17 protein-coding genes are annotated in these 19,402 nt (G+C 65.3%); 9 read left to right on the top strand and 8 right to left on the bottom strand.

Translation table 11 applies throughout. The annotated features are described in order from the left end of the window. Positions 1-8: 8 nt before the first annotated feature. A complete protein-coding gene (locus ACFYOW_RS39610) occupies positions 9-347 on the bottom strand; it encodes an antibiotic biosynthesis monooxygenase family protein (protein ID WP_387295512.1) in 339 nt (112 codons plus the stop codon). Between the two features lie 7 nt (positions 348-354). Next, on the bottom strand, positions 355-1,698 hold the full coding sequence (locus ACFYOW_RS39605; RefSeq protein WP_387295510.1) for a diguanylate cyclase domain-containing protein: 1,344 nt from the start codon (positions 1,696-1,698) through the stop codon (positions 355-357). Positions 1,699-1,914: 216 nt separating this feature from the next. On the opposite strand from ACFYOW_RS39605, the gene ACFYOW_RS39600 reads away from it, so the two are divergent. Next, positions 1,915-3,105, top strand: a complete 1,191-nt coding sequence (locus ACFYOW_RS39600) for a beta-ketoacyl synthase N-terminal-like domain-containing protein (RefSeq protein WP_387295508.1) — start codon at positions 1,915-1,917, stop codon at positions 3,103-3,105. Positions 3,106-3,111: 6 nt separating this feature from the next. On the opposite strand, the gene ACFYOW_RS39595 is transcribed toward ACFYOW_RS39600, so the two are convergent. Next, positions 3,112-4,851 carry a GAF domain-containing sensor histidine kinase gene (locus tag ACFYOW_RS39595; protein ID WP_387295506.1) on the bottom strand — a complete coding sequence of 580 codons (1,740 nt, stop codon included), beginning with the start codon at positions 4,849-4,851 and terminating at the stop codon, positions 3,112-3,114. 138 nt (positions 4,852-4,989) lie between these two features. Between ACFYOW_RS39595 and ACFYOW_RS39590 the strand changes: the two genes are divergently transcribed. Then, the gene (locus ACFYOW_RS39590; protein ID WP_387295504.1) at positions 4,990-5,778 is read left to right on the top strand and encodes a sigma 54 modulation/S30EA ribosomal C-terminal domain-containing protein; all 789 of its coding nucleotides are present in this window, start codon (positions 4,990-4,992) and stop codon (positions 5,776-5,778) included. Here ACFYOW_RS39590 and ACFYOW_RS39585 read toward each other — a convergent pair. After that, positions 5,775-6,407 carry a response regulator gene (locus ACFYOW_RS39585; protein ID WP_387295502.1) on the bottom strand — a complete coding sequence of 211 codons (633 nt, stop codon included), beginning with the start codon at positions 6,405-6,407 and terminating at the stop codon, positions 5,775-5,777. The genes ACFYOW_RS39590 and ACFYOW_RS39585 overlap by 4 nt on opposite strands. Before the next feature lie 572 nt (positions 6,408-6,979). Between ACFYOW_RS39585 and ACFYOW_RS39580 the strand changes: the two genes are divergently transcribed. The 3 genes from ACFYOW_RS39580 to uvrA all read left to right on the top strand — a co-directional run bounded on the left by ACFYOW_RS39580 (position 6,980) and on the right by uvrA (position 12,424). Further along, the gene (locus ACFYOW_RS39580) at positions 6,980-7,189 is read left to right on the top strand and encodes a hypothetical protein (protein ID WP_387295500.1); all 210 of its coding nucleotides are present in this window, start codon (positions 6,980-6,982) and stop codon (positions 7,187-7,189) included. Beyond that, on the top strand, positions 7,186-9,282 hold the full coding sequence (locus tag ACFYOW_RS39575) for a glycogen debranching N-terminal domain-containing protein (protein WP_387295498.1): 2,097 nt from the start codon (positions 7,186-7,188) through the stop codon (positions 9,280-9,282). Before ACFYOW_RS39580 ends, ACFYOW_RS39575 begins: the two co-directional genes overlap by 4 nt. A 115-nt stretch (positions 9,283-9,397) precedes the next feature. After that, positions 9,398-12,424: an excinuclease ABC subunit UvrA gene (gene uvrA / locus ACFYOW_RS39570; protein WP_387295496.1), complete on the top strand. Its 3,027-nt coding sequence runs from the start codon at positions 9,398-9,400 to the stop codon at positions 12,422-12,424. 583 nt (positions 12,425-13,007) lie between these two features. Here the strand turns inward: uvrA and ACFYOW_RS39565 are convergent. The 4 genes from ACFYOW_RS39565 to ACFYOW_RS39550 all read right to left on the bottom strand — a co-directional run bounded on the left by ACFYOW_RS39565 (position 13,008) and on the right by ACFYOW_RS39550 (position 16,570). Continuing rightward, positions 13,008-13,715, bottom strand: coding sequence for an alpha/beta fold hydrolase (locus tag ACFYOW_RS39565; protein ID WP_387295494.1), 708 nt, complete (start codon positions 13,713-13,715; stop codon positions 13,008-13,010). A 232-nt stretch (positions 13,716-13,947) separates the two neighbouring features. Continuing rightward, entirely contained in the window at positions 13,948-15,489 is a 1,542-nt protein-coding gene (locus tag ACFYOW_RS39560; protein ID WP_387295492.1) for an FAD-dependent monooxygenase, read from the bottom strand. 46 nt (positions 15,490-15,535) lie between these two features. Continuing rightward, a complete protein-coding gene (locus tag ACFYOW_RS39555) occupies positions 15,536-16,156 on the bottom strand; it encodes a TetR/AcrR family transcriptional regulator (protein ID WP_387295490.1) in 621 nt (206 codons plus the stop codon). 60 nt (positions 16,157-16,216) lie between these two features. Further along, positions 16,217-16,570, bottom strand: coding sequence for a DUF1844 domain-containing protein (locus ACFYOW_RS39550; RefSeq protein ID WP_063044273.1), 354 nt, complete (start codon positions 16,568-16,570; stop codon positions 16,217-16,219). A 339-nt stretch (positions 16,571-16,909) separates the two neighbouring features. Between ACFYOW_RS39550 and infC the strand changes: the two genes are divergently transcribed. The 4 genes from infC to ACFYOW_RS39530 all read left to right on the top strand — a co-directional run bounded on the left by infC (position 16,910) and on the right by ACFYOW_RS39530 (position 19,171). Continuing rightward, on the top strand, positions 16,910-17,596 hold the full coding sequence (gene infC / locus ACFYOW_RS39545; protein WP_387295654.1) for a translation initiation factor IF-3: 687 nt from the start codon (positions 16,910-16,912) through the stop codon (positions 17,594-17,596). 61 nt (positions 17,597-17,657) lie between these two features. After that, positions 17,658-17,852 carry a 50S ribosomal protein L35 gene (gene rpmI, locus ACFYOW_RS39540; protein WP_040689021.1) on the top strand — a complete coding sequence of 65 codons (195 nt, stop codon included), beginning with the start codon at positions 17,658-17,660 and terminating at the stop codon, positions 17,850-17,852. Positions 17,853-17,954: 102 nt separating this feature from the next. Beyond that, positions 17,955-18,335: a 50S ribosomal protein L20 gene (gene rplT / locus ACFYOW_RS39535; protein WP_040689024.1), complete on the top strand. Its 381-nt coding sequence runs from the start codon at positions 17,955-17,957 to the stop codon at positions 18,333-18,335. Positions 18,336-18,373: 38 nt separating this feature from the next. Further along, entirely contained in the window at positions 18,374-19,171 is a 798-nt protein-coding gene (locus ACFYOW_RS39530; protein ID WP_387295487.1) for a TrmH family RNA methyltransferase, read from the top strand. The last annotated feature ends 231 nt before the right edge of the window (positions 19,172-19,402 follow it).

The following is a 19,402-nucleotide window of genomic DNA, read 5'->3' as shown; positions in this document are numbered from 1 at the left end:
TTTCGAGTCTACTGCTGGTTCGGCGGGCTCGCTGTAACCGCAGGCAGCGGGTCCGTGGCCAGGACCGGCGTGAAATGTTGGACGACGGGAAACGGTTCGTAGAAGTGATGGAGCAGTTGCTTCCAGCGCTGATATCCGGCGGACCCGCGGAAGCCGTCAACATGGTCGCTCAACTGTTCCCATCCCACCAACAGCAAATATGTGTCGGGCGCCTCGACGCACCGTGACAGCGATAGCGACCGGAAGCCCGGCATACTCTCGATGATGGGCCTGGCCTCGGCGAACGCCGCCTCGAAGGCCGCCGACTCGGCGGGGCGGACGGGCAACAGCGCGTGTTCGATGATCATGGAACCCTCAGGAAGCGTGCGTGTTATTCGGTCTGCGGCCCAGGCTGGTGCCTTCCCGATGGCCGGTCGGCTTGGCGCGGTACATCGCCAGATCGGCGTCGTGCAGCACCGCCTCGGGCGTGCGGTTGTCGCCCTCTGCGAGTTCGGTCACGCCGATCGAGGCGTTCACCTCGATCCGGTGCCCGCGCGCGATGATCGGCTCGGCCATGGTCGAGCGCAGCCGCTCGACCAGTGAGTCGAGATCGACGCGTCGGGTCCGGCCGGACAGCAGTACCAGGAATTCGTCGCCGCCGAGACGGCCGACCAGATCGGTGCCGCGCAGTGCGCGCTGCAACCGCTGGGCCACGATCTGCAGCACGGTATCGCCGATCGCGTGGCCGAGGGTGTCGTTGATCGCCTTGAATCCGTCCATGTCGATGAACAGCACGGTCGAGACCGGCAGATCCTCGCTGGCGGCCAGCGCATTGGCGAGCTGGGACAGGATCAGTGAGCGGTTGGCAAGTCCGGTCAGTGAGTCGTGTGTGGCTTGGAACTCCAATTGCCTTCGACTGGCCCGGAATTCGGTGATGTCGGCGAAGGAGGACACCGCGGGTGAATCCGGATCGCCCGGATTGAGCAGCCGCGAACTGCCGGAGAGCCAGCGACGCTGACCGTCGTGACGGTCGACGCCGAAGATGTATCCGGTGATCGTTTCGCCGGTCGCCAAGGTGCGTGCGACCGGATGTCGGCTCGGCGGTAGCGGCTGGGCATTGGCGTCGAGCAGGATCAGCGGCAGTTCGTCGATCGCGGCGCCGATGAGTTCGCCGGTGCGTTCGTCGGTGCCGAAGATCCGCACGGCCGCGGGATTGGCCGATTCGATGCGGCCGTTCCGGTCGATCACCACCACGCCCTCCTCCAACTGCGAGACCACCGTGGTGAAGTACTGTTCGGCCCGGCGCTGCGCGGCCTCGGCGGCGCGCTGTGCGGTGAGATCGTGGATGACCACCTGATAGGCGAGATGGTCGTGCCATACGGTGAGCACCGAAACGGTCTCGACCGGGACGATCTCGCCGTCGACCCGGATCAGCTCCATTTCGGTGGGTTCGGAGGCGGCGCCCGCGGTGGTCAGCTGGTTGATGCGGTCCACCATGCCGGGTACCGAATCGGGATGCACGAATCGGGTCAGTGGCTGGCCGATCAGCTGATCGGCGCTGTCGGCGGCGAGCATGCGCGCAGTGGCTTGATTGGCGTAGACGACGGTGCCGCGCTCGTGCACGACGATCCCGTCCGGGGTGTGTTCGACCAGGGACCGGTAGCGCTGCGCCAGTTGCTCGGCGTCGACCCCGGCGTCGACTGCCTTGTCCTGATCCACTCCGAACCCCCGATCATCGACCCGATCATGGCCATTGGAACATGGGATTATTCTGGTCTCGACGTGTACAAGATCACATCGTCGACGCTATTGCTTCGCTCACAGTGCGGCCCCTCGATCCGCCGCTATCTGGTGATCATTACAGAACCCGGATTTGTGAACATTTCTCGAGCCGAACGTCGCTTCGGCCCCGGGAGCCGGTGAAGGAGCGATGCCATGCCGGGTACCAACCCGAACAGTGAAAAGCACCATCAAGATCATATGACGATCGCCGGGATCGGGGCGGTCAGCGGGTACGGCTGGGGTCGGGAGACGCTCTGGCAGGGACTGCTGAGCGGGAAATCCGCGGCCTCGCTACAACCAGGCTACGGCTTCGGCCGCGATGAGCACGCCTGGGTTTCGCTGATTCCCGATGGTGGCGATCCGATGGTGAGCACCAGCCTCTACGGGCGTGCCATGCAGGAGGCGGGTCGCGAGGCGATCGCCGACGCCTCCGCGCGCGGGTGGCGACCGGGCCGCACGGTCGGCCTGCTGCACGCCATCGTGCTCGGCGACGTCGCCAATTGGCGCGACTTCTATCTGGTCGATGAGGGGCACCGGCGCTCGCGCGACTACATGCGACTACTACCCTCCACACCGATCTCGGTATTACAGCAGGAATTCGGCTTCCACGGGCCATCGATGAATGTCTCGGCGGCGTGCAGTTCGGCGAATGTCGCGCTGATCACCGCCAAACTCTGGCTGCAGTGCGGCGTCGCCGACGACGTGATCTGCATCGCCACCGATATGTCGGCCACCCCTGAAATGCTCGAGCACTTCGTCCGGCTCGGCGCCGCGGTCGGCGATGCCGAACCACTGGTCGCCTGCCGCCCCTTTCAGGAGGGCAGCCGCGGTTTCAGCATGGGTGAGGCGTCGGTCGCCTTCGTCCTCACACGGTCGGTCGAGCGGCCCTATGCCGCGGTGCTCGGCGGCGGCATGACCAATGACGCCTATCACGTGGTTTCGGTCGATCCGGGGCACACCCAGATCTTCAACTGTGCGCGTCACGCGCTCGCGGACGCTGCCATCGCCCCCGCGGACGTGCGGTATTTCAACGCGCACGGCACCGGCACCCGGCAGTGCGATGTGGCCGAGCGGGATCTGCTGCGGCGGATGTTCGACGACCGGCCGCACGTCTATTCGGTCAAGCCTCTGGCCGGGCACTGTCAGGGGGCGGCGGCCGGTGTCGAGGTGGCCGCCGCGGCGCTGGCCTACGACCGCGGCATCGTGCCCGCCGCACCGATCGTCGCACCCGCCTACGAGCGACTATTGGACGGTCCCACGCCCTTCGAGGGCGGGATCACGGTCAAGCTGTCGCTCGGCATGGGCGGCAATAATTCGATGGTCGTGCTCGGTCCCGTCGACTGAGGCCGTTTACGGAAGCGGCACCGACCAGGACAATTTCGTGCCCGGCATGCCCTCTGTTTCGTGCATACCCGCCACCGCGGGTCCGATGGTGAACTGCCCGTCCGACTTCTCGGCCCGCTGCTCCAGATTCCGCAATCCGCTGCGGATCACGTGATTCGGGATGCCCCAGCCGTCATCGGTGACCACGATGGTCAGATCATCGGCCACGCTGATCGCCACCGAAACGGTCGCCGCGCCGGAATGTCGCACCGCATTGCTCACCGCCTCGCGCACCACCGCCTCCGCGTGATCGGCCAATTCGGCCTCCAGCACCGAAAGCGGTCCGGTCACCTGCACGGTGGCCCGCAGTGGCGAATCGGTGGTCTGCTGGCGCACCGCATCCTCGATCCGCTGCTGCAATTCGATGCCGCCGCCATTGCCGCCGTGCAGATCGAAGATGGAGGTGCGGATCTCCTGGACCACCTCCTGCAGATCATTGATGACCGTCGAAAGATGTTGGCGCACTTCGGGCACCTCGGCGCGCGGTACCGCGCTCTGCAGGGTGAGCCCGATGGCGAACAGCCGCTGGATCACGTGGTCGTGCAGGTCGCGGGCGATGCGGTCGCGGTCGGCGAGGATATCGAGTTCGCGCATTCTGCGCTGGGTCTCGGCCAGCTGCATGGCCAGCGCGGCCTGGTCGGTGAAGGCGTTGGTCAGCTCGACCAGTTCGTCGGGGTAGGGCGGTGAGCCGATGGGACGCACGGTGACCAGCGCGCCGAGGGTGGCGTCGGGTGTGCACAGCGGCAGGATCAGTGCGGGCCCGACATCGTGCAGTGGGACGCCGAGGTCGATCAGGGCGGCATCGTCGAAGCGCAGCGGTGTGCGGCGGGTGAAGGCCTCACCGAGTGCGGTGCCGTCGGCGTCCACGATCAGTCCGTCGAATCCGCTACCCGGACCGGACCATTGGGTAATGACGAGTTCGGAGACCGCGACGAGTTGGAGTTGCGGTACCGCGGTGCTGGCCAGGAACGATTGATGTGAGCCGGTCAGGGTGCGCGCATGGTCGACGACGTGGGCGAGCACCAGATCGGGTTCGGTGCCCGCGAGGAATTCGGTTGCGATATCGCGGGTGGCCTCGATCCAGGCCTGTCTGGTACGCGCCGATTCGTAGAGCCTGGCGTTGTCGACCGCGATACCGGCCGCGGCCGCCAGCGCCTGCACGAGTACATCGTCGTCCTCGGTGAACGGCTGACCATTGGCTTTCTCGGTGAGGTAGAGACTGCCGAAGACCTCGTCACGAATGCGCACCGGGACGCCGAGGAAGGTGTGCATCGGCGGGTGGTGTTCTGGGAACCCCACGGACGCAGGGTGTTTCGAGATTTCGTCCAGGCGCAGCGGTTTGGGTTGGGTGAACACCTCGCCGAGTACGCCGTGTCCGGCGGGAAGTCGGCCGATGCGCTCCCGGATGGTGTCGTCCATGCCTTCGTCGAGGAACTGGGTGACCTGCTGCTCGTGTCCGCGTACGGCGAGCGCGCCGTAGCGGGCGTCGACCAGGCTGGTAGCGGTGTGCACGATGGCGCGCAGCGTTTCATCGAGGTCGAGGCCGGAGGTGACGGTCAGCATCGCCTCGACCAAGCCGTCCATCCGGTCGCGTGAATCGATGATCAGCTCGACGCGTTCCTTGACCTCCGACAGCAGCTCCCGGAGCCGAAGTTGCGACAGCGTGTCGCGTACCGAATAGAGGCCGCTGCCCAGCTCTTCGGTCATGACGGCATCCTGTTCTGGCTGGCGCGTAACAGCGCCTACGCCAGTCTAGTTGGTCGATCGAGGACTTTCGGCCCTGTTCGCGGTGGCGTAGCGGTGATGGCATAGTCGCACACCGGGAATAGAAAGTAGGGATGTCCTATGAATTCGCCGTTGCGTTCGTCGGAGCTGTGGGCCACTGCCGCCGACCCCGAACTTGCCGTGACCACCCGGGGTGCGGTGCCACCCGCGGATGTGACCAGGGCGGTGCGGGGGATCGGCCGCGTACTGCGCCGGCACCACCTCGACGCAGCGGCGCGGGTGCGGGTGACCGCGCCGGTGGATTCGGAAGAACCCACGTTGGTACAGGCCAACATTCGCATACACGACACCCCGACCCGCGTGCAGGTCACCGGTCCGCGCGGCTTCGCGGTGACCTTCGCGGTGGAACGGCTGGACCGTCAGATCGCCCGGCTGGCGACCAAACAGTCACGCGAGTGGCCCGATCCGGCGCGTCCGCCCCTGGCCAGGGTCACCGAGCCGCGCCCGATCGTGCGGAGGAAGCACTGCGCGTTGCTGACCGGTACGCCCGCCGAGGCGTCGGCGGTGATGGATGCGATGGATTACGACTCGTACCTGTTCATCGATGCCGAAACCGGTGAGGACGCCCTGGTGAGCTGGGCGGATCCGGTCGGCGTCCGGCTGACCAGGCAGCGCACCACACAGCCGCCGCAGGCTCCGGCGCAGCGGCCGCTCACGGTGAATTCCCTACCACTGATCACGGATTCGGATCCGGCGTCGGTCCTGATCGAGGAGGCGGCGGTGACCCGGCTGTGCCGTAAGGGATTGCCGTTCCTGTTCTTCACCGATGCCGACAGCGGCCGCGGCCGCCTGCTGTACCGCCGCTACGACGGGGATCTCACCATCGTCGTTCCGGTCGAAATTCGCTAGCTCTCACGCAGTTTGGAGGCCAGCACCGCGGCTTGGGTGCGCCGTTCCATGCCGAGTTTGGCCAAAAGTCGGGAGACGTAATTCTTGACGGTCTTCTCCGCCAGGAACATTCGCGCCGCGATTTGTCGATTGGTCAATCCCTCGCCGAGTAGTGCGAGCAGTCGACGTTCCTGCTCAGTGAGGCCGGCCAGGGGCCCGTCTTTTTCGGTGCTGGAACGTAGCCGGGCCTTGAGTGCGGCCGCCGCGCGGTTATCCAATAACGAACGCCCGGCGCCGACCTGTTTGATCGCCGCGGCCAATTCCATGCCCTTGATGTTCTTGACGACATAGCCGCTCGCGCCCGCCAATATCGCGTCCAACATGGCGTGTTCATCGGTGTAGGACGTCAGGATGAGGCAATGCAAATCGTCGATTTCGGCGAGCAGGTCGCGGCACAGTTCGATGCCGTTGCCGTCGGGAAGTCGGACGTCCAGTACAGCGACATCGGGTCGCAGGGCGTGAATGCCCGCCATGGCGTCGGCGACATCGCCGGCCTGGCCGATCACGGTTAGTTCCGGATCGCTCTCCAGCAGGTCGACGAGGCCGCGCCGGACGATCTCGTGGTCGTCGACGAGGAACACTGTGATCACGCGACCTCCTGTGCGGTGCAGGGGATCTCGTGCGCCCCCGGCGTGTGGTCCTACCCGACAAGGTATCCCTCGGCGGGCCGCACCGGTATGCCTGGGAACGACAATTTCGAGTAATGGCGACCCGAATTTACCGACGAGCACTATCGAAACACCGAAAGAAACCGACCGCTTGAATGGCATTGTGCGAATCGGGGTTCCGGGTATGCTGAGGCCGAAGTCATTCATAGCGGTCTTTGGTAGCGCGGCCTTGGAGGGCCCCATGCATAGTTATGTCGAACAATGACATATTCAGCGACGCTCGATTTCGGCAACGTTTTCGGTCCGCCGCGGAGCTGTCCCGATTGTGGTTCGCATGCTATCGGCACCTTCGTCGACCACCGGGACGCCCTGTTCCGATGCGGAGAATGCGGCGTGCAATGGCGGTTCGCACATGGCCGCGCCATTCGAGAGTTCCCCGCTATCGATTCCCAGCCGGGACCCGAAGAAGCGTGGACGTGTCCATGAAGATCGGGCTGATCGTGCGGCCGTGAGTGCCCGCGCCGGTGGTTACATCGCCTTCGTCGGCCGGATGAATGCGGAGAACGGGCGCATCGGGCGGTCTGGATCGGCTGGCGCGCCGAAAACTGGTGATGATCACCAAGATCCGCGAACCGGAGCAGTGGCGCTACTACACTGAGCGGGTGCGTCCACTGATGGGAGCCGACGACCCCGAACCGCGTCAGGAGCCACTGGCGCCTCGGGTAGCGACGAGCCGGGCCATGCTGCCCACGCCGGTCGCTTGACGAGCCCCTGGGGTGACGGCGCCGATCCCGGGGCGCCCCGGGCGGTCGCCGGGGTCACCCTGGTCGAGGGCTCGACCTTCTGCATCAGCGAGGACGGCGGTGTCATCAGCCCGAATCGTGCCGAGGGATTGTTCGTGCGCGATACCAGGGTGCTGTCGCGGTGGCGGCTGACCGTCGATGGGTTGGCGCCGCAACCGCTCACCGTCCAGCACACCGAGCCCTATAGCGCGACGCTGCTGGCCAGGACGCCGCCGCGGCCCGGACGCGCCGACAGCACGGCACTGGTGACCGTCGCGCGGTATGTCGGCGACGGCATGCGCGATGACGTGACCGTCCGCAATCTCTCCGGTGCGGCGATCAGCTGTGTGGTGGTGCTGGAACTCGATGCCGATTTCGCCGATCTGTTCGAGGTGAAGGAGGGGCGGATCGGCGACAGCGTGGTGGTCACCAAGAGCAAGGCGACGGCGGGCACGGTCGAGATCAGCCGGACCGATCTGCCGCTGGCAGTGACGGTGACCGCCGCGGGGGCGACCGCGGTCGATCGCGAATTGCGGTGGCAGGTCGAGCTGCCCGGGCGGGGGGAATGGTCGGTGTGCATCCAGTACCAGCCGACGCTCGGTTCGGTGGTGACACCGCGGCATCAGTGTGGGAATCCGATCTCGCACAGCGCGCCCGCACTGCGGATGCGCGAATGGTACGAGAATTCGCCGTCGGTGCAGACCGACGATCAGACACTCGCTGAGGTACTGCGCCGCGCTGTCGTCGATCTCGGCGCACTGCGCATCTTCGATCCCGGTCATCCGGAACGGGCGGTGGTCGCCGCGGGCGCGCCGTGGTTCATGGCACTGTTCGGGCGGGACTCGCTGCTCACCTCGTGGATGGTGTTGCCGCTGGACCGGCGGCTCGCCGTCGGCACGCTGCAGAGTCTGGCGGGTCTGCAGGGCAGCGAGGTGCGCGCCATGACCGAGGAGGAGCCGGGAAAGATACCGCATGAGGTGCGGTTCGGGCGGGCGGCGACGTCGCTGCTCGGCGGTGACACCGTGTACTACGGAACCGCCGATGCCACACCGCTTTTCGTGATGTTGCTCGGTGAGTTGCATCGCTGGGGACTGGATGCCGAGACCAGGGACGAACTGCTTCCGCATGCGGATCGGGCCCTGGAATGGATCGAAAACTTCGGTGACGCGGACGGCGACGGATTCGTCGAGTATCAGCGCGCGGCCGAGCACGGTTTGGCGAATCAGGGGTGGAAGGACTCCTGGGACGGGGTGAACTTCGCCGACGGCAGGCTGCCCGAGGCGCCGATCGCGCTGGCCGAGGTGCAGGGATATGTGTACGCCGCGTATGTGGCCCGGGCGGCGCTCGCGGCCGATGTGGGCGATCACCCGAGCGCGGATCGGTTCCGCGTCAAGGCGGCGGCATTGAAGGAAGCGTTCAACAAGACGTTCTGGTTGCCCGAGCACGGTTGGTTCGCCATCGGTCTGGACGGGGACAAGCGGCCGATCGACGCGCTGACCTCGAATATCGGGCACTGCCTGTGGACCGGGATCATCGACGAGGACAAGGCGCGGCCGGTCGCGGATCACCTGCTGTCGCCGGAGATGTTCAGTGGGTGGGGTATCCGCACCTTGGCCACCAACATGGGTGCCTACAACCCGGTGAGCTATCACAACGGATCGGTCTGGCCGCACGACAACGCGATCTGCGCCGCCGGACTGATGCGCTACGGCTTCACCGAACATGCCAACCGTGTGATCGACGGGGTTCTCGACGCGTCGACTCGCTTCGGCTATCGACTGCCCGAGCTGTTCAGCGGTTTCGACCGCGCGGAATTCGACGCGCCGGTGCCGTATCCGACCTCCTGCTCGCCGCAGGCGTGGGCGTCGGCGGCGCCGCTGCTTTTCATGCGGAGCATGTTGCGGTTGGAGCCGGGTACCGGCTCGGCGTCGGTCGCGCCCGCGGTGCCGGATCGGTACCTGCCCCTGCGGGTAAGCGGGGTCCGGGTGGGGTCCGATGTGCTCACCGTCACCGTGGACAATGGGGGCTGGCAGCTCAGCGGATTAGCTGGAAAGCTGCGTCGATCCGACTCCTGACCTGGACCGATGGCCGGGGAACCCGGCGTGCGACGAAACTTGTCGGTGGGTCGGCCTAGCATGGCGCTGGGGGTATCACGTCTGTTGGACCGACACGATCGAGAAGGGACACCTGGTGGCGGAACGCCTCACTGTGCGCGGAGCTCGGGAGCACAATCTCAAGAGCATCGATCTCGATCTGCCCCGCGACAGTCTCATCGTGTTCACCGGTCTATCCGGTTCGGGCAAATCCAGCCTCGCCTTCGACACGATCTTCGCCGAGGGGCAGCGCCGCTATGTCGAATCGCTGTCGGCCTACGCGCGCCAGTTCCTCGGGCAGATGGACAAGCCGGACGTCGACTTCATCGAGGGCCTTTCGCCTGCCGTTTCGATCGATCAGAAGTCGACCAACCGCAACCCCCGATCGACGGTCGGCACCATCACCGAGGTCTACGACTACCTGCGTCTGCTGTATGCGCGCGCCGGTACTCCGCACTGCCCGGTCTGCGGTGAGCTGATCGCCAAGCAGAGTCCGCAGCAGATCGTGGATCAGGTGCTCGCCATGGAGGAGGGCATCAAATTCCAGGTGCTCGCGCCGGTGGTGCGCACCCGCAAGGGCGAATTCGTCGATCTGTTCGACCAATTGAACAGCCAGGGCTATTCGCGCGTCCGGGTCGATGGCGTGGTGTATCCGCTCACCGATCCGCCGAAGCTGAAGAAGCAGGAGAAGCACGACGTCGAGGTCGTGGTGGACCGGCTCCAGGTGAAGCCGAGTTCCAAACAGCGCCTTACCGATTCGATCGAGACCGCGCTGCGGTTGGCCGACGGCATCGTGGTACTGGACTTCGTCGACCGCGACGAGCACGCCCACGATCGGGAGCGCCGGTTCTCCGAACGCCTGGCCTGCCCCAATGGTCACCCCCTGGATATCGAGGATCTCGAACCGCGCTCGTTCTCGTTCAACTCGCCATACGGCGCATGCCCGGACTGCACCGGACTCGGCATCCGCAAGGAGGTAGATCCGGAACTGGTGGTGCCCGATCCCGAATTGAGCCTGGCCGAGGGCGCGATCGCACCGTGGTCGCGCGGACAGACCGCCGAATACTTCACCCGGTTGCTGTCGGGTCTGGCCGAATCCATCGGATTCTCCATGGATACGCCGTGGCAGGACCTGCCGCCGAAGGCGCGCAAGGCGGTGCTGGAGGGCAGTTCGGATCAGGTGCACGTCTCCTACACCAACCGGTACGGCCGGAAGCGTTCGTATTACGCCGATTTCGAGGGCGTGATGCCGTTTCTGCAGCGACGCATGGAGAGCACCGAATCCGAGCAGATGAAGGAGCATTACGACGGGTATATGCGCGATGTGCCGTGTCCGGTGTGCAACGGTGCTCGGCTACGTCCGGAAATTCTGGCCGTCACCATCGCCTCGGGCGGTGAGAAGAAGTCCATCGCCGATGTGAGCGAATTGTCGATCGGTGATTGCTCGGCATTCCTGAACGCCTTGACGCTGGGGGAGCGGGAGACCGCCATCGCCGGGCAGGTGCTCAAGGAAGTGCAGGCGCGCCTTGGCTTCTTGCTCGATGTCGGACTGGAATATCTGAGCCTGTCGCGGGCCGCGGCGACGCTGTCCGGCGGTGAGGCGCAGCGCATCCGGTTGGCGACCCAGATCGGATCCGGGCTGGTCGGTGTGCTGTATGTGCTCGACGAACCGTCGATCGGTCTGCACCAGCGCGACAACCGGCGGCTCATCGAAACGCTCACGCGGCTGCGGAATCTCGGCAATACGCTGATCGTGGTCGAACACGACGAGGACACCATTCGGGCCTCGGACTGGGTGGTCGACATCGGTCCGCTGGCCGGTGAGCACGGTGGTGAAGTCGTGCACAGCGGACCGTATCAGGAACTGCTCACCGACCCGAAATCGCTGACCGGCGCATATCTTTCGGGCCGCGAGCGCATCGAGGTGCCGATGGTGCGGCGGCCGGTGAGCAAGAAACGCCAGCTCACCGTGGTCGGTGCGAACGAGCACAACCTGCGCAATATCGATGTCAGCTTCCCGCTCGGCGTGCTCACCGCGGTCACCGGTGTTTCCGGTTCCGGTAAGTCCACGCTGGTCAACGACATTCTCGCGACCGTGCTCGCGAACAAGCTGAACGGTGCGCGGCAGGTGCCGGGCCGGCACACCCGGATCAACGGCCTCGATCATCTGGACAAGCTCGTGCAGGTGGACCAGTCGCCGATCGGCCGGACGCCACGCTCGAATCCGGCCACCTATACCGGCGTGTTCGACAAGATCCGGACCCTGTTCGCGGCAACCACCGAGGCGAAGGTCCGCGGCTACCAGCCCGGCCGGTTCTCGTTCAATGTCAAGGGCGGCCGCTGCGAAGCATGCTCGGGTGACGGCACTTTGAAGATCGAGATGAACTTCCTGCCGGATGTGTATGTTCCGTGCGAGGTCTGTCACGGCGCCCGGTACAACAGGGAGACGCTCGAGGTGCACTACAAGGGCAAGACCATTGCCGAGGTGCTCGATATGTCGATCGAGGAGGCCGCGGAATTCTTCGAGCCGGTCACCTCGATCCACCGCTACCTCAAGACCCTGGTCGACGTCGGCCTGGGCTATGTGCGACTCGGCCAGAGTGCGCCGACTCTCTCCGGTGGTGAGGCACAGCGCGTCAAACTGGCGGCCGAACTGCAGAAGCGCTCCACCGGACGCACCGTCTACATCCTCGACGAGCCCACCACCGGGCTGCACTTCGAGGACATCCGCAAGCTGCTGCTCGTCATCAACGGCCTGGTGGACAAGGGCAATACGGTCATCGTCATCGAACACAATCTGGACGTCATCAAGACCTCCGATTGGGTGGTCGACATGGGTCCCGAGGGCGGCTCCGGCGGCGGTACGGTCGTCGCCGAAGGCGCCCCGGAAGATGTTGCGGCAGTGGGCGACAGCTACACGGGCCAGTTCCTGAAGGAGGTCTTGGCACTGCCCGCCGCGACCAAGCCCAAGGCTCCGGCCAAGAAGGCAGCGGCGAAGAAGGCAGCCCCAGCGAAGAAGGCGACGAACAATTCGTCGGCCACCAAGGCGACGGCGACCAAGATTCCGGCACCGAATGCTGCCGCCGCGAAGCGCGCATCGCGAAAGGCCGCTGCGCTCCGCTGATCTCTCGCAGAGCAAGCCCGGTCAAATGCCTATAAAACCTAGCGAGGGTAGTCAAATGGTTGCTCGAAACAGCACCCACAACCACCATTCGACTACCCTCGCCAAAACGCTCTAGAACGCGACCACAGCCGGTTGGCTGAGCTGGAAATTGTTGGCTGCGTGCATGAACGCGGGAGGTATGTCGGGTACGGCACACGGCGTGCCAGCACTGCTCCGGCAAACCGTGGGATGGCAAATTGTGGCTGGCCTGACCCGCCTGGCCAAAATGACAAAAATCTCCCCACGGGGCGGCGTCCCCGTCTCCGCTAGGTCTACCTTCGGGAGGCCTGTTGTTGCGCGCCGACTTTCAGGGAACCGCTGAACAAGACAGGCGTGGCCGTCCAGTGGTTGTACCGGAGCAGTGCTGGGCACCTCGTGTGTCGTACCCGCCGTACCTTCGGCAGTCGGCTGGACAGGCTCGCAGCCTCCAGCTCAGTCGGCCGGCCGTCGTTGCGTTCGGAGCGGCTTTTCGGCGAAGGTAGTCAAATGGTGGTTGTGGGTGTGTTTGGAGCCACCATTTGACTATCGTCGATGGGTTGCGGACTCAGCGGTTCGCGATGGTGTGGATCAGTTCGGCGAGTTCCTTGTATCGGGACCACATCGGCCAATGGCCGGTGGGCAGATCGATGTATTCGGCGTCGATCTTGGCCAACTCGGCGAACATTGGTTCCTGACCCGCGTCGCGGAGTTTTTTGACCAGGTCAGCGGTGATGCTGTTGCAGATCACCGTCGTCGGGATGGCAAGGCGCGCCGCGGAATCGCTCAGTCGCAGGGGAGCGGCGGCGACTCCAGCGGGTTCGGAAACGGCACATTCGCGGAACCGGGCCAGGGACACCTCGTCCAGTCCGGTGAGGCTATTGCCGTCGGCTTCCAACTGATCCCAATCCGGCAGCGCGAGTTCGCGAACGGTCGCATCCAGTGCGGAATTGAGGATGAAGCCATTCGGTAGCGGAGCGGCGTCGACATAAATGCCGCGGCCGAAGCGTTCCGGGGCGATATCGGTGGCGAGATAGGCGGCCGCCGCGCCGCCCGAGTGCGCGACGACCACCACGGCTTCATCCGGGGCGATTTCGTCGAGGATGGCCTGCGCCTGCATTTCCAGGGTCGCGTCGAGCCGGTCGTCATCGTCCGGATCGAGTCCGGGCAGCGTCAGCGCCGACACATCGTCACCCCGGCCGCGCAGTTCGGCCGCGACGTCGTCCCATGCCCACGCGCCGAGCCAGAATCCGGGGATCAGAAGTATCCGTGCCATGCAGTGAGCATCGCACGCCGAACCTGGCGGAACGCAAATCCGCAGTAATATGTCTGGGTCACCGAGATGGCCACGCGCACAGTGCGTTTCATTGTTCACAAGGTGAACTACTTCGGGTCGAGTTGGATTGCCCCGTGAGATCGACGGGCAGCGGCGGCACGGATTGCCCCGCGTTGCTTGCGGCCCACCCGGGTGGCATCTCCGCGATTCCGGGCGGGCCACATCGGCGTGCCTACGAGCTTCGAGCTGGACCGAACCACCGCGTCAATGCGTTCCGGAGTCGGTCATCTTCGGTACCGACTTCACCTGCCCAGGCCACATAGCCGTCCGGTCGGATGAGTAGCGCGTCAGCGGGCGCGTCCGGACAGGTCGCGATCACGGTATCGACCCGGTCGTTCCAGTCGCCCGCGATATCGGCGAACCCGCTGTTCTCGGTCAATTGGACCAGTACAGCTCGTGCCGAGTGCAGCAGATCGGCGATACGTGTTCGGCCGTCCGAGGTTTCGAGGGTGAGATCAGGGACCATGCGTCCGGACAGGGGGTGCGGATCGCCGACGTCGTAGCGGATATCGGATCCCGCGAGCAGATGTGCGATATGTCCAGCGCTTTCAGGTGCTTTGAGTAGTTCGCCCATGAACTCGCGCAGCGCGGTGACCTCCGGACCGGGCGCCATCAGTGCGAGCTGGGACAGTGAGTGCATCATGACGCGCTCGCCGACCGGGTAACGCTCGGAGTGATAGGTGTCCAGCAGTCCCACGGGTGCCCAACCGTTCACCTGTGCGGCGAGCTTCCAACCGAGATTGGCCGCGTCCTGCAAACCGAGGTTGAGGCCGGGGCCGCCCATCGCCGAGTGCACGTGGGCGGAATCGCCCAGCAGGAACACATTTCCGTCGCGATAGCGTTCGGCCAGTCGAGTGTTCTGGCCTTCGGTACGGCGCAAGGCGTGCGGGCCGGATCCAGGCGGTGGCGCGATCGGCAGGTCGACACCGAGCACCCGCCGCAGACTCGCGCGTAGTTCGTCGAGCGTCATCGGCGTATCCTCCGGTACCGGATCGCCGTCGAACTCCATGGTCGCGACCAACGGGCGGCCGCGTTCGAGCTCCGCGAAGATGAACATGCCACGTTCGAGTCGGTTATGTCCGAAGGGGAGTCGCCCGAGGCCGGGAATCAGGATGCCGCCGTCTCCGGTTCGCAGTTCCTCCGGCACACTCACATGTGCCATCCGGACCAACTTCGATGCGTTTGTGCTGCCGGGGAATTCGATTCCGATGTGTTTGCGGACGAAGCTCTTGCCGCCGTCAGCCGCGACCAAGTATGTGGTGGTCAGGTCGTACTCGCGGTCGGGACCCGTCACTGTGACGGTCACGCTCCCGTCCCGCTGGACCAGATCGGTCAGCTCATGGCCCCAGCGGATTTCGATACCGAGTTCGCGTGCCCTCTTCTCCAACAAGCGAACCAGTTTCGGCTGGGGGATGAGCAGCGCGTACATCGGATTGTTCGCGACTTCGGCGAACGACACCGGCATCCCACTGAACAGATAGCCGGGCACGGGCTGCGGAGCGCCCGGCGCGCCGCCGAATTCGTGGTACAGGCCGCGCATATCCAGCAGCCGAATCACCTGGCCGACAAGGCCGTTCGCTTTCGGCTCGGCGCTGGGCTCGCTCAGTTTCTCCAGCACGATGGGACGCACGCCGAGCAGTGCGAGTTCGCAGGCGAGCATCAGCCCGTTCGGTCCGGCACCGGAAATGACTACGTCGAAAGAGTTTTCGGGCATGACAAATACACCTCTAGTTGCCTTTGAAAAGTGAGTGTGCGGTGAGTCAGTCGTCGACGGACGGCGCGGGAAGTCCCGCGGCTACCTCGTCGATGGCTTGTCGTAGCAATGTGGTGAGCAATACCGGCGGATCCGCGTACACATAGGTCGCGGTAGCGGCCTGGTAGATCGCGCCGATCGCGCCGACGACGAGGCGGGGATACAGATCGCGGGCCGCGTCGGTTCTGGTGCGTGCCGCGATCGCCTCGATCCAGTCGTCGGATACCGCCTTGGACACCGCGGTCCGGGTCTCCGGCGCTTCGAGCAATTCGCGAATGACCGCCAGTTGGCGCGGTGTCGGCGGGTGGTCTCCGGCGCCGTCGGCTTCGAGTGGTTCGAGGACTGCCGCGGTGATCGCGGTCCAGAGCGGCTCGTCCACGGGCCGGTTCCGCAGTGCGATCAGACTGCGCTGGATCCGCTCGGTCTGCCGGTAGGCCAGCGCCTCGTGCTTACCGGTGAAGTAGTTGTTGAAGGTCCTGACCGACACGCCCGCGCGGGCGGCGATGTCCTCTCTGGTGATATTGGCCAGTCCGCGTTCGAATGCCAGCTCGAGCGTCGCATCGCTGAGTGCCTTGCGGGTGTCGAGTTTCTTGCGCTCGCGAAGGCCGAGGACTTGCTCATCTGGCATGACACCAGAGTACGACGAAACTTGCCCATCGGGCAATGTTTCCCGCTGGGCAAAATTTAGCTAGGCGTAGACCGGGCCGGTGTACTTCTCGCCCGGACCCTTGCCCGGCTCGTCCGGATGCGCCGAGGACTCGCGGAAGGCGAGCTGCAACGACTTCAGGCCGTCGCGATACGGACCGGCATGCGGGCCGAAGTATTCGATAGACGAGGTGATCAGCCCGGCGAGCGCGGTGATCAGGCGGCGCGCCTCGTCCAGATCGCGGCGCGGACTGTTGTCCGGATCCTCGTCGGCGAGTCCGAGCTTTTCCGCTGCCGCGCTCATCAGCATCATCGCGGCGCGGCTGATGATCTCGACCGCGGGGATCTCGGCCAACTCGCGGACGTCGGTCGCATCGGATACTGCCTCGTCACTCATAGGCACGAGGATGGCATCGTGGTGGTCGGGCGCGGTCGCCGGGGCGGGGCGATTCGGCGATAGCGAGTGGGAATGTTAGACTTTCCGCTGACGACCGCCCCGGGCTTGCCTGGGGCTGATAAGTGGAGCCCGACTCCCACCGTTGCCGACGAGCAATCGTACTGGTCAAACGGTCCGGTCCCCCGCCCTGCCTGGGCGGGTTTCTTGTGCGGAGGGTCCTCGGCGAGGACCCTCATGGACAAGGTCGGCACGAGCATGCTCGTGGTCGAAGGCCGGTCGACTCGGGCCCCGTAGCGGAATACCGCAACGGGGCCTTTGTGTTGAAAAGGGGTTGCCGTTATTGCGCGCGGTCGTCTGACGACACCGCTTGACCTAGGAGGCCCCATCAGCACTGAGACCCGCATCAACGATCGCATCCGCGTTCCCGAGGTCCGACTTATCGGACCGGGTGGTGAACAGGTTGGGATCGTGCGTGTTGAAGATGCACTACGCGTCGCCCTCGAGGCGGATCTCGACTTGGTCGAGGTCGCGCCGGATGCCCGTCCACCGGTCTGCAAGATCATGGACTACGGCAAGTTCAAGTACGAGACGGCGCAGAAGGCGCGCGAGTCTCGCAAGAACCAGGTGCAGACCGTGATCAAGGAGCAGAAGCTCCGTCCCAAGATCGACGACCACGACTATGAGACCAAGAAGCGCAACGTTGTTCGCTTCCTCGAGGCCGGCTCGAAGGTCAAGGTCACGATCATGTTCCGCGGTCGTGAGCAGTCGCGTCCCGAATTGGGCTTCCGGCTGCTGCAGCGTCTGGCCTCCGACGTCGCCGAATTGGGTTTCGTCGAGACCTCCGCCAAGCAGGACGGTCGCAATATGACCATGGTCCTCGCACCGCATAAGGGTGCGAAGACGCGGGTGAAGGCGCAGGAGGATTCGCGGGCACCGCGTCCCGCCGCCACCGAAGCGCCTGCCGCTCCCGCACCTGCCGCGGGCGCACCGGTCGCCGAACAGGCCGCGCCGGCCGACCCGCAGTAATACCGATCAGAAAACCGGTGGTCCGACGAGGACCACCGGTACGAGACAGATAGAGGAATCCATGCCGAAGATGAAGAGCCACAGCGGCGCCTCGAAGCGATTCAAGGTTTCGGGCCGTGGCAAGCTGCTGCGTCAGCAGGCGAACCGTCGCCACCTGCTCGAGCACAAGTCCACTCGCCGGACTCGTCGTCTGGACGGCACGGAAGCCGTCGCGTCCGTTGACGTCCCTCGCGTCAAGCGCCTCCTGGGTCTCTGAGACCTAGGCCAGCACCCGCGCGACCGGGATTCCGGACGCCGACCACCGACCAATTCCAGGGCGTCACGCACAGCGCCCCCTAGATCGACAAAGGACTGACCCATGGCACGCGTCAAAAGGGCCGTCAACGCGCAGAAGAAGCGCCGTTCCGTTCTCGAGGCCTCCAAGGGCTACCGCGGCCAGCGCTCGCGGCTGTACCGCAAGGCCAAGGAACAGCAGCTGCACTCGCTCACCTATGCCTACCGCGACCGCCGGGCGCGCAAGGGTGACTTCCGCAAGCTCTGGATCGCCCGTATCAACGCCGCGGCGCGCCTGAACGACATCACCTACAACCGCTTCATCCAGGGCCTCAAGGCCGCCGGTGTCGAGGTGGACCGCAAGATCCTCGCCGAGCTCGCCGTCTCCGACGCGGAGGCGTTCGCCGGTCTGGTCGCCGTCGCCAAGGCCGCCCTCCCGCAGGACGTCAACGCCCCGGCCGCCTGATCCGCACCTGCGTGACGACACAGCATTCGGAACGACCCGTGGATGCGCTCTCCGAGCACAATCCGCGGGTCGTTTCCGCTGTCAAGCTCCAGCGCGCTGCGCAGCGTCGCAAGACCGGACAGTTCCTGGCCGAGGGCGCGAATTCCGTTGCGGCGGCGCTGGAAGCCGGGCGCGTGCGCGAGCTGTTCTACTCGATGCACGCCGCGGTTCGGGAGAATCAGCTGATCGCCGGGGCCGCCGCCGCGGGCGTGCGCACCACGTTGGTGAGTGAACGCGCCGCCGAACACCTCGGTGAAACCGTCACCGCGCCGGGGCTCGTCGCGGTGTGCGACCACATCGACGTGCCGCTGGCGGACGTGCTGGCCGAGCGGCCGACACTGCTCGCCGTCCCGGTCGAGATCGCCGAGCCCGGCAATGCGGGCACACTCATTCGAGTCGCCGATGCGGTGGGCGCGAATGGCGTTGTGCTGGCGGGGGATGCGGTCGATCCGCACAACGGCAAATGCGTCCGCGCGAGCGCGGGCAGTCTGTTCCATGTGCCGATCGCGCGACATCGCGATATCGGCGAGGTGCTCGATGCCGTTGCGGCAGCGGGCATTACGGTGCTCGCCACCGCCGCCAAGGGCGAGGTCGATCTGGACGACGCCGACGAACTGCTGGCCGGTCCGGTGGCTTGGCTGTTCGGTAATGAGGCGCACGGCCTGGACCCGTCGGTAGCCACCCGGGCCGACCACCGAGTGCGTATCCCGATCCACGGCCGCGCCGAGAGCCTGAACCTTGCTGCCGCAGCAGCTATCTGCCTGTACGCGAGCGCGCGGGTCCAGCACACGAAGTAGGTTGGCGCGAACCTGCAGTGGAACGCTCGGGTCGGATGGGCCCGATGGCCAGGAATCCGTTCGGTCACAGCGAATTTCACTCCGCTTTGCGAAGCAGTCAAAACCCTTGTGGGTCTTTGCTATTCACTTCCGCGCCGCTTGCGCTTGGGCTTACGCTGCGATACTTGCACTGGCCAGCACAGCGCCCAAACCAACACCGCCAACGGCACACCAGCCGCCAGCACCAGCCCG

It is taken from the genome of Nocardia sp. NPDC006982, assembly GCF_042869435.1.
GTDB lineage: Bacteria > Actinomycetota > Actinomycetes > Mycobacteriales > Mycobacteriaceae > Nocardia.
The sequence above is the reverse complement of the archived record's forward strand: the minus strand, read 5'-3'. Positions and strand labels throughout refer to the sequence as shown.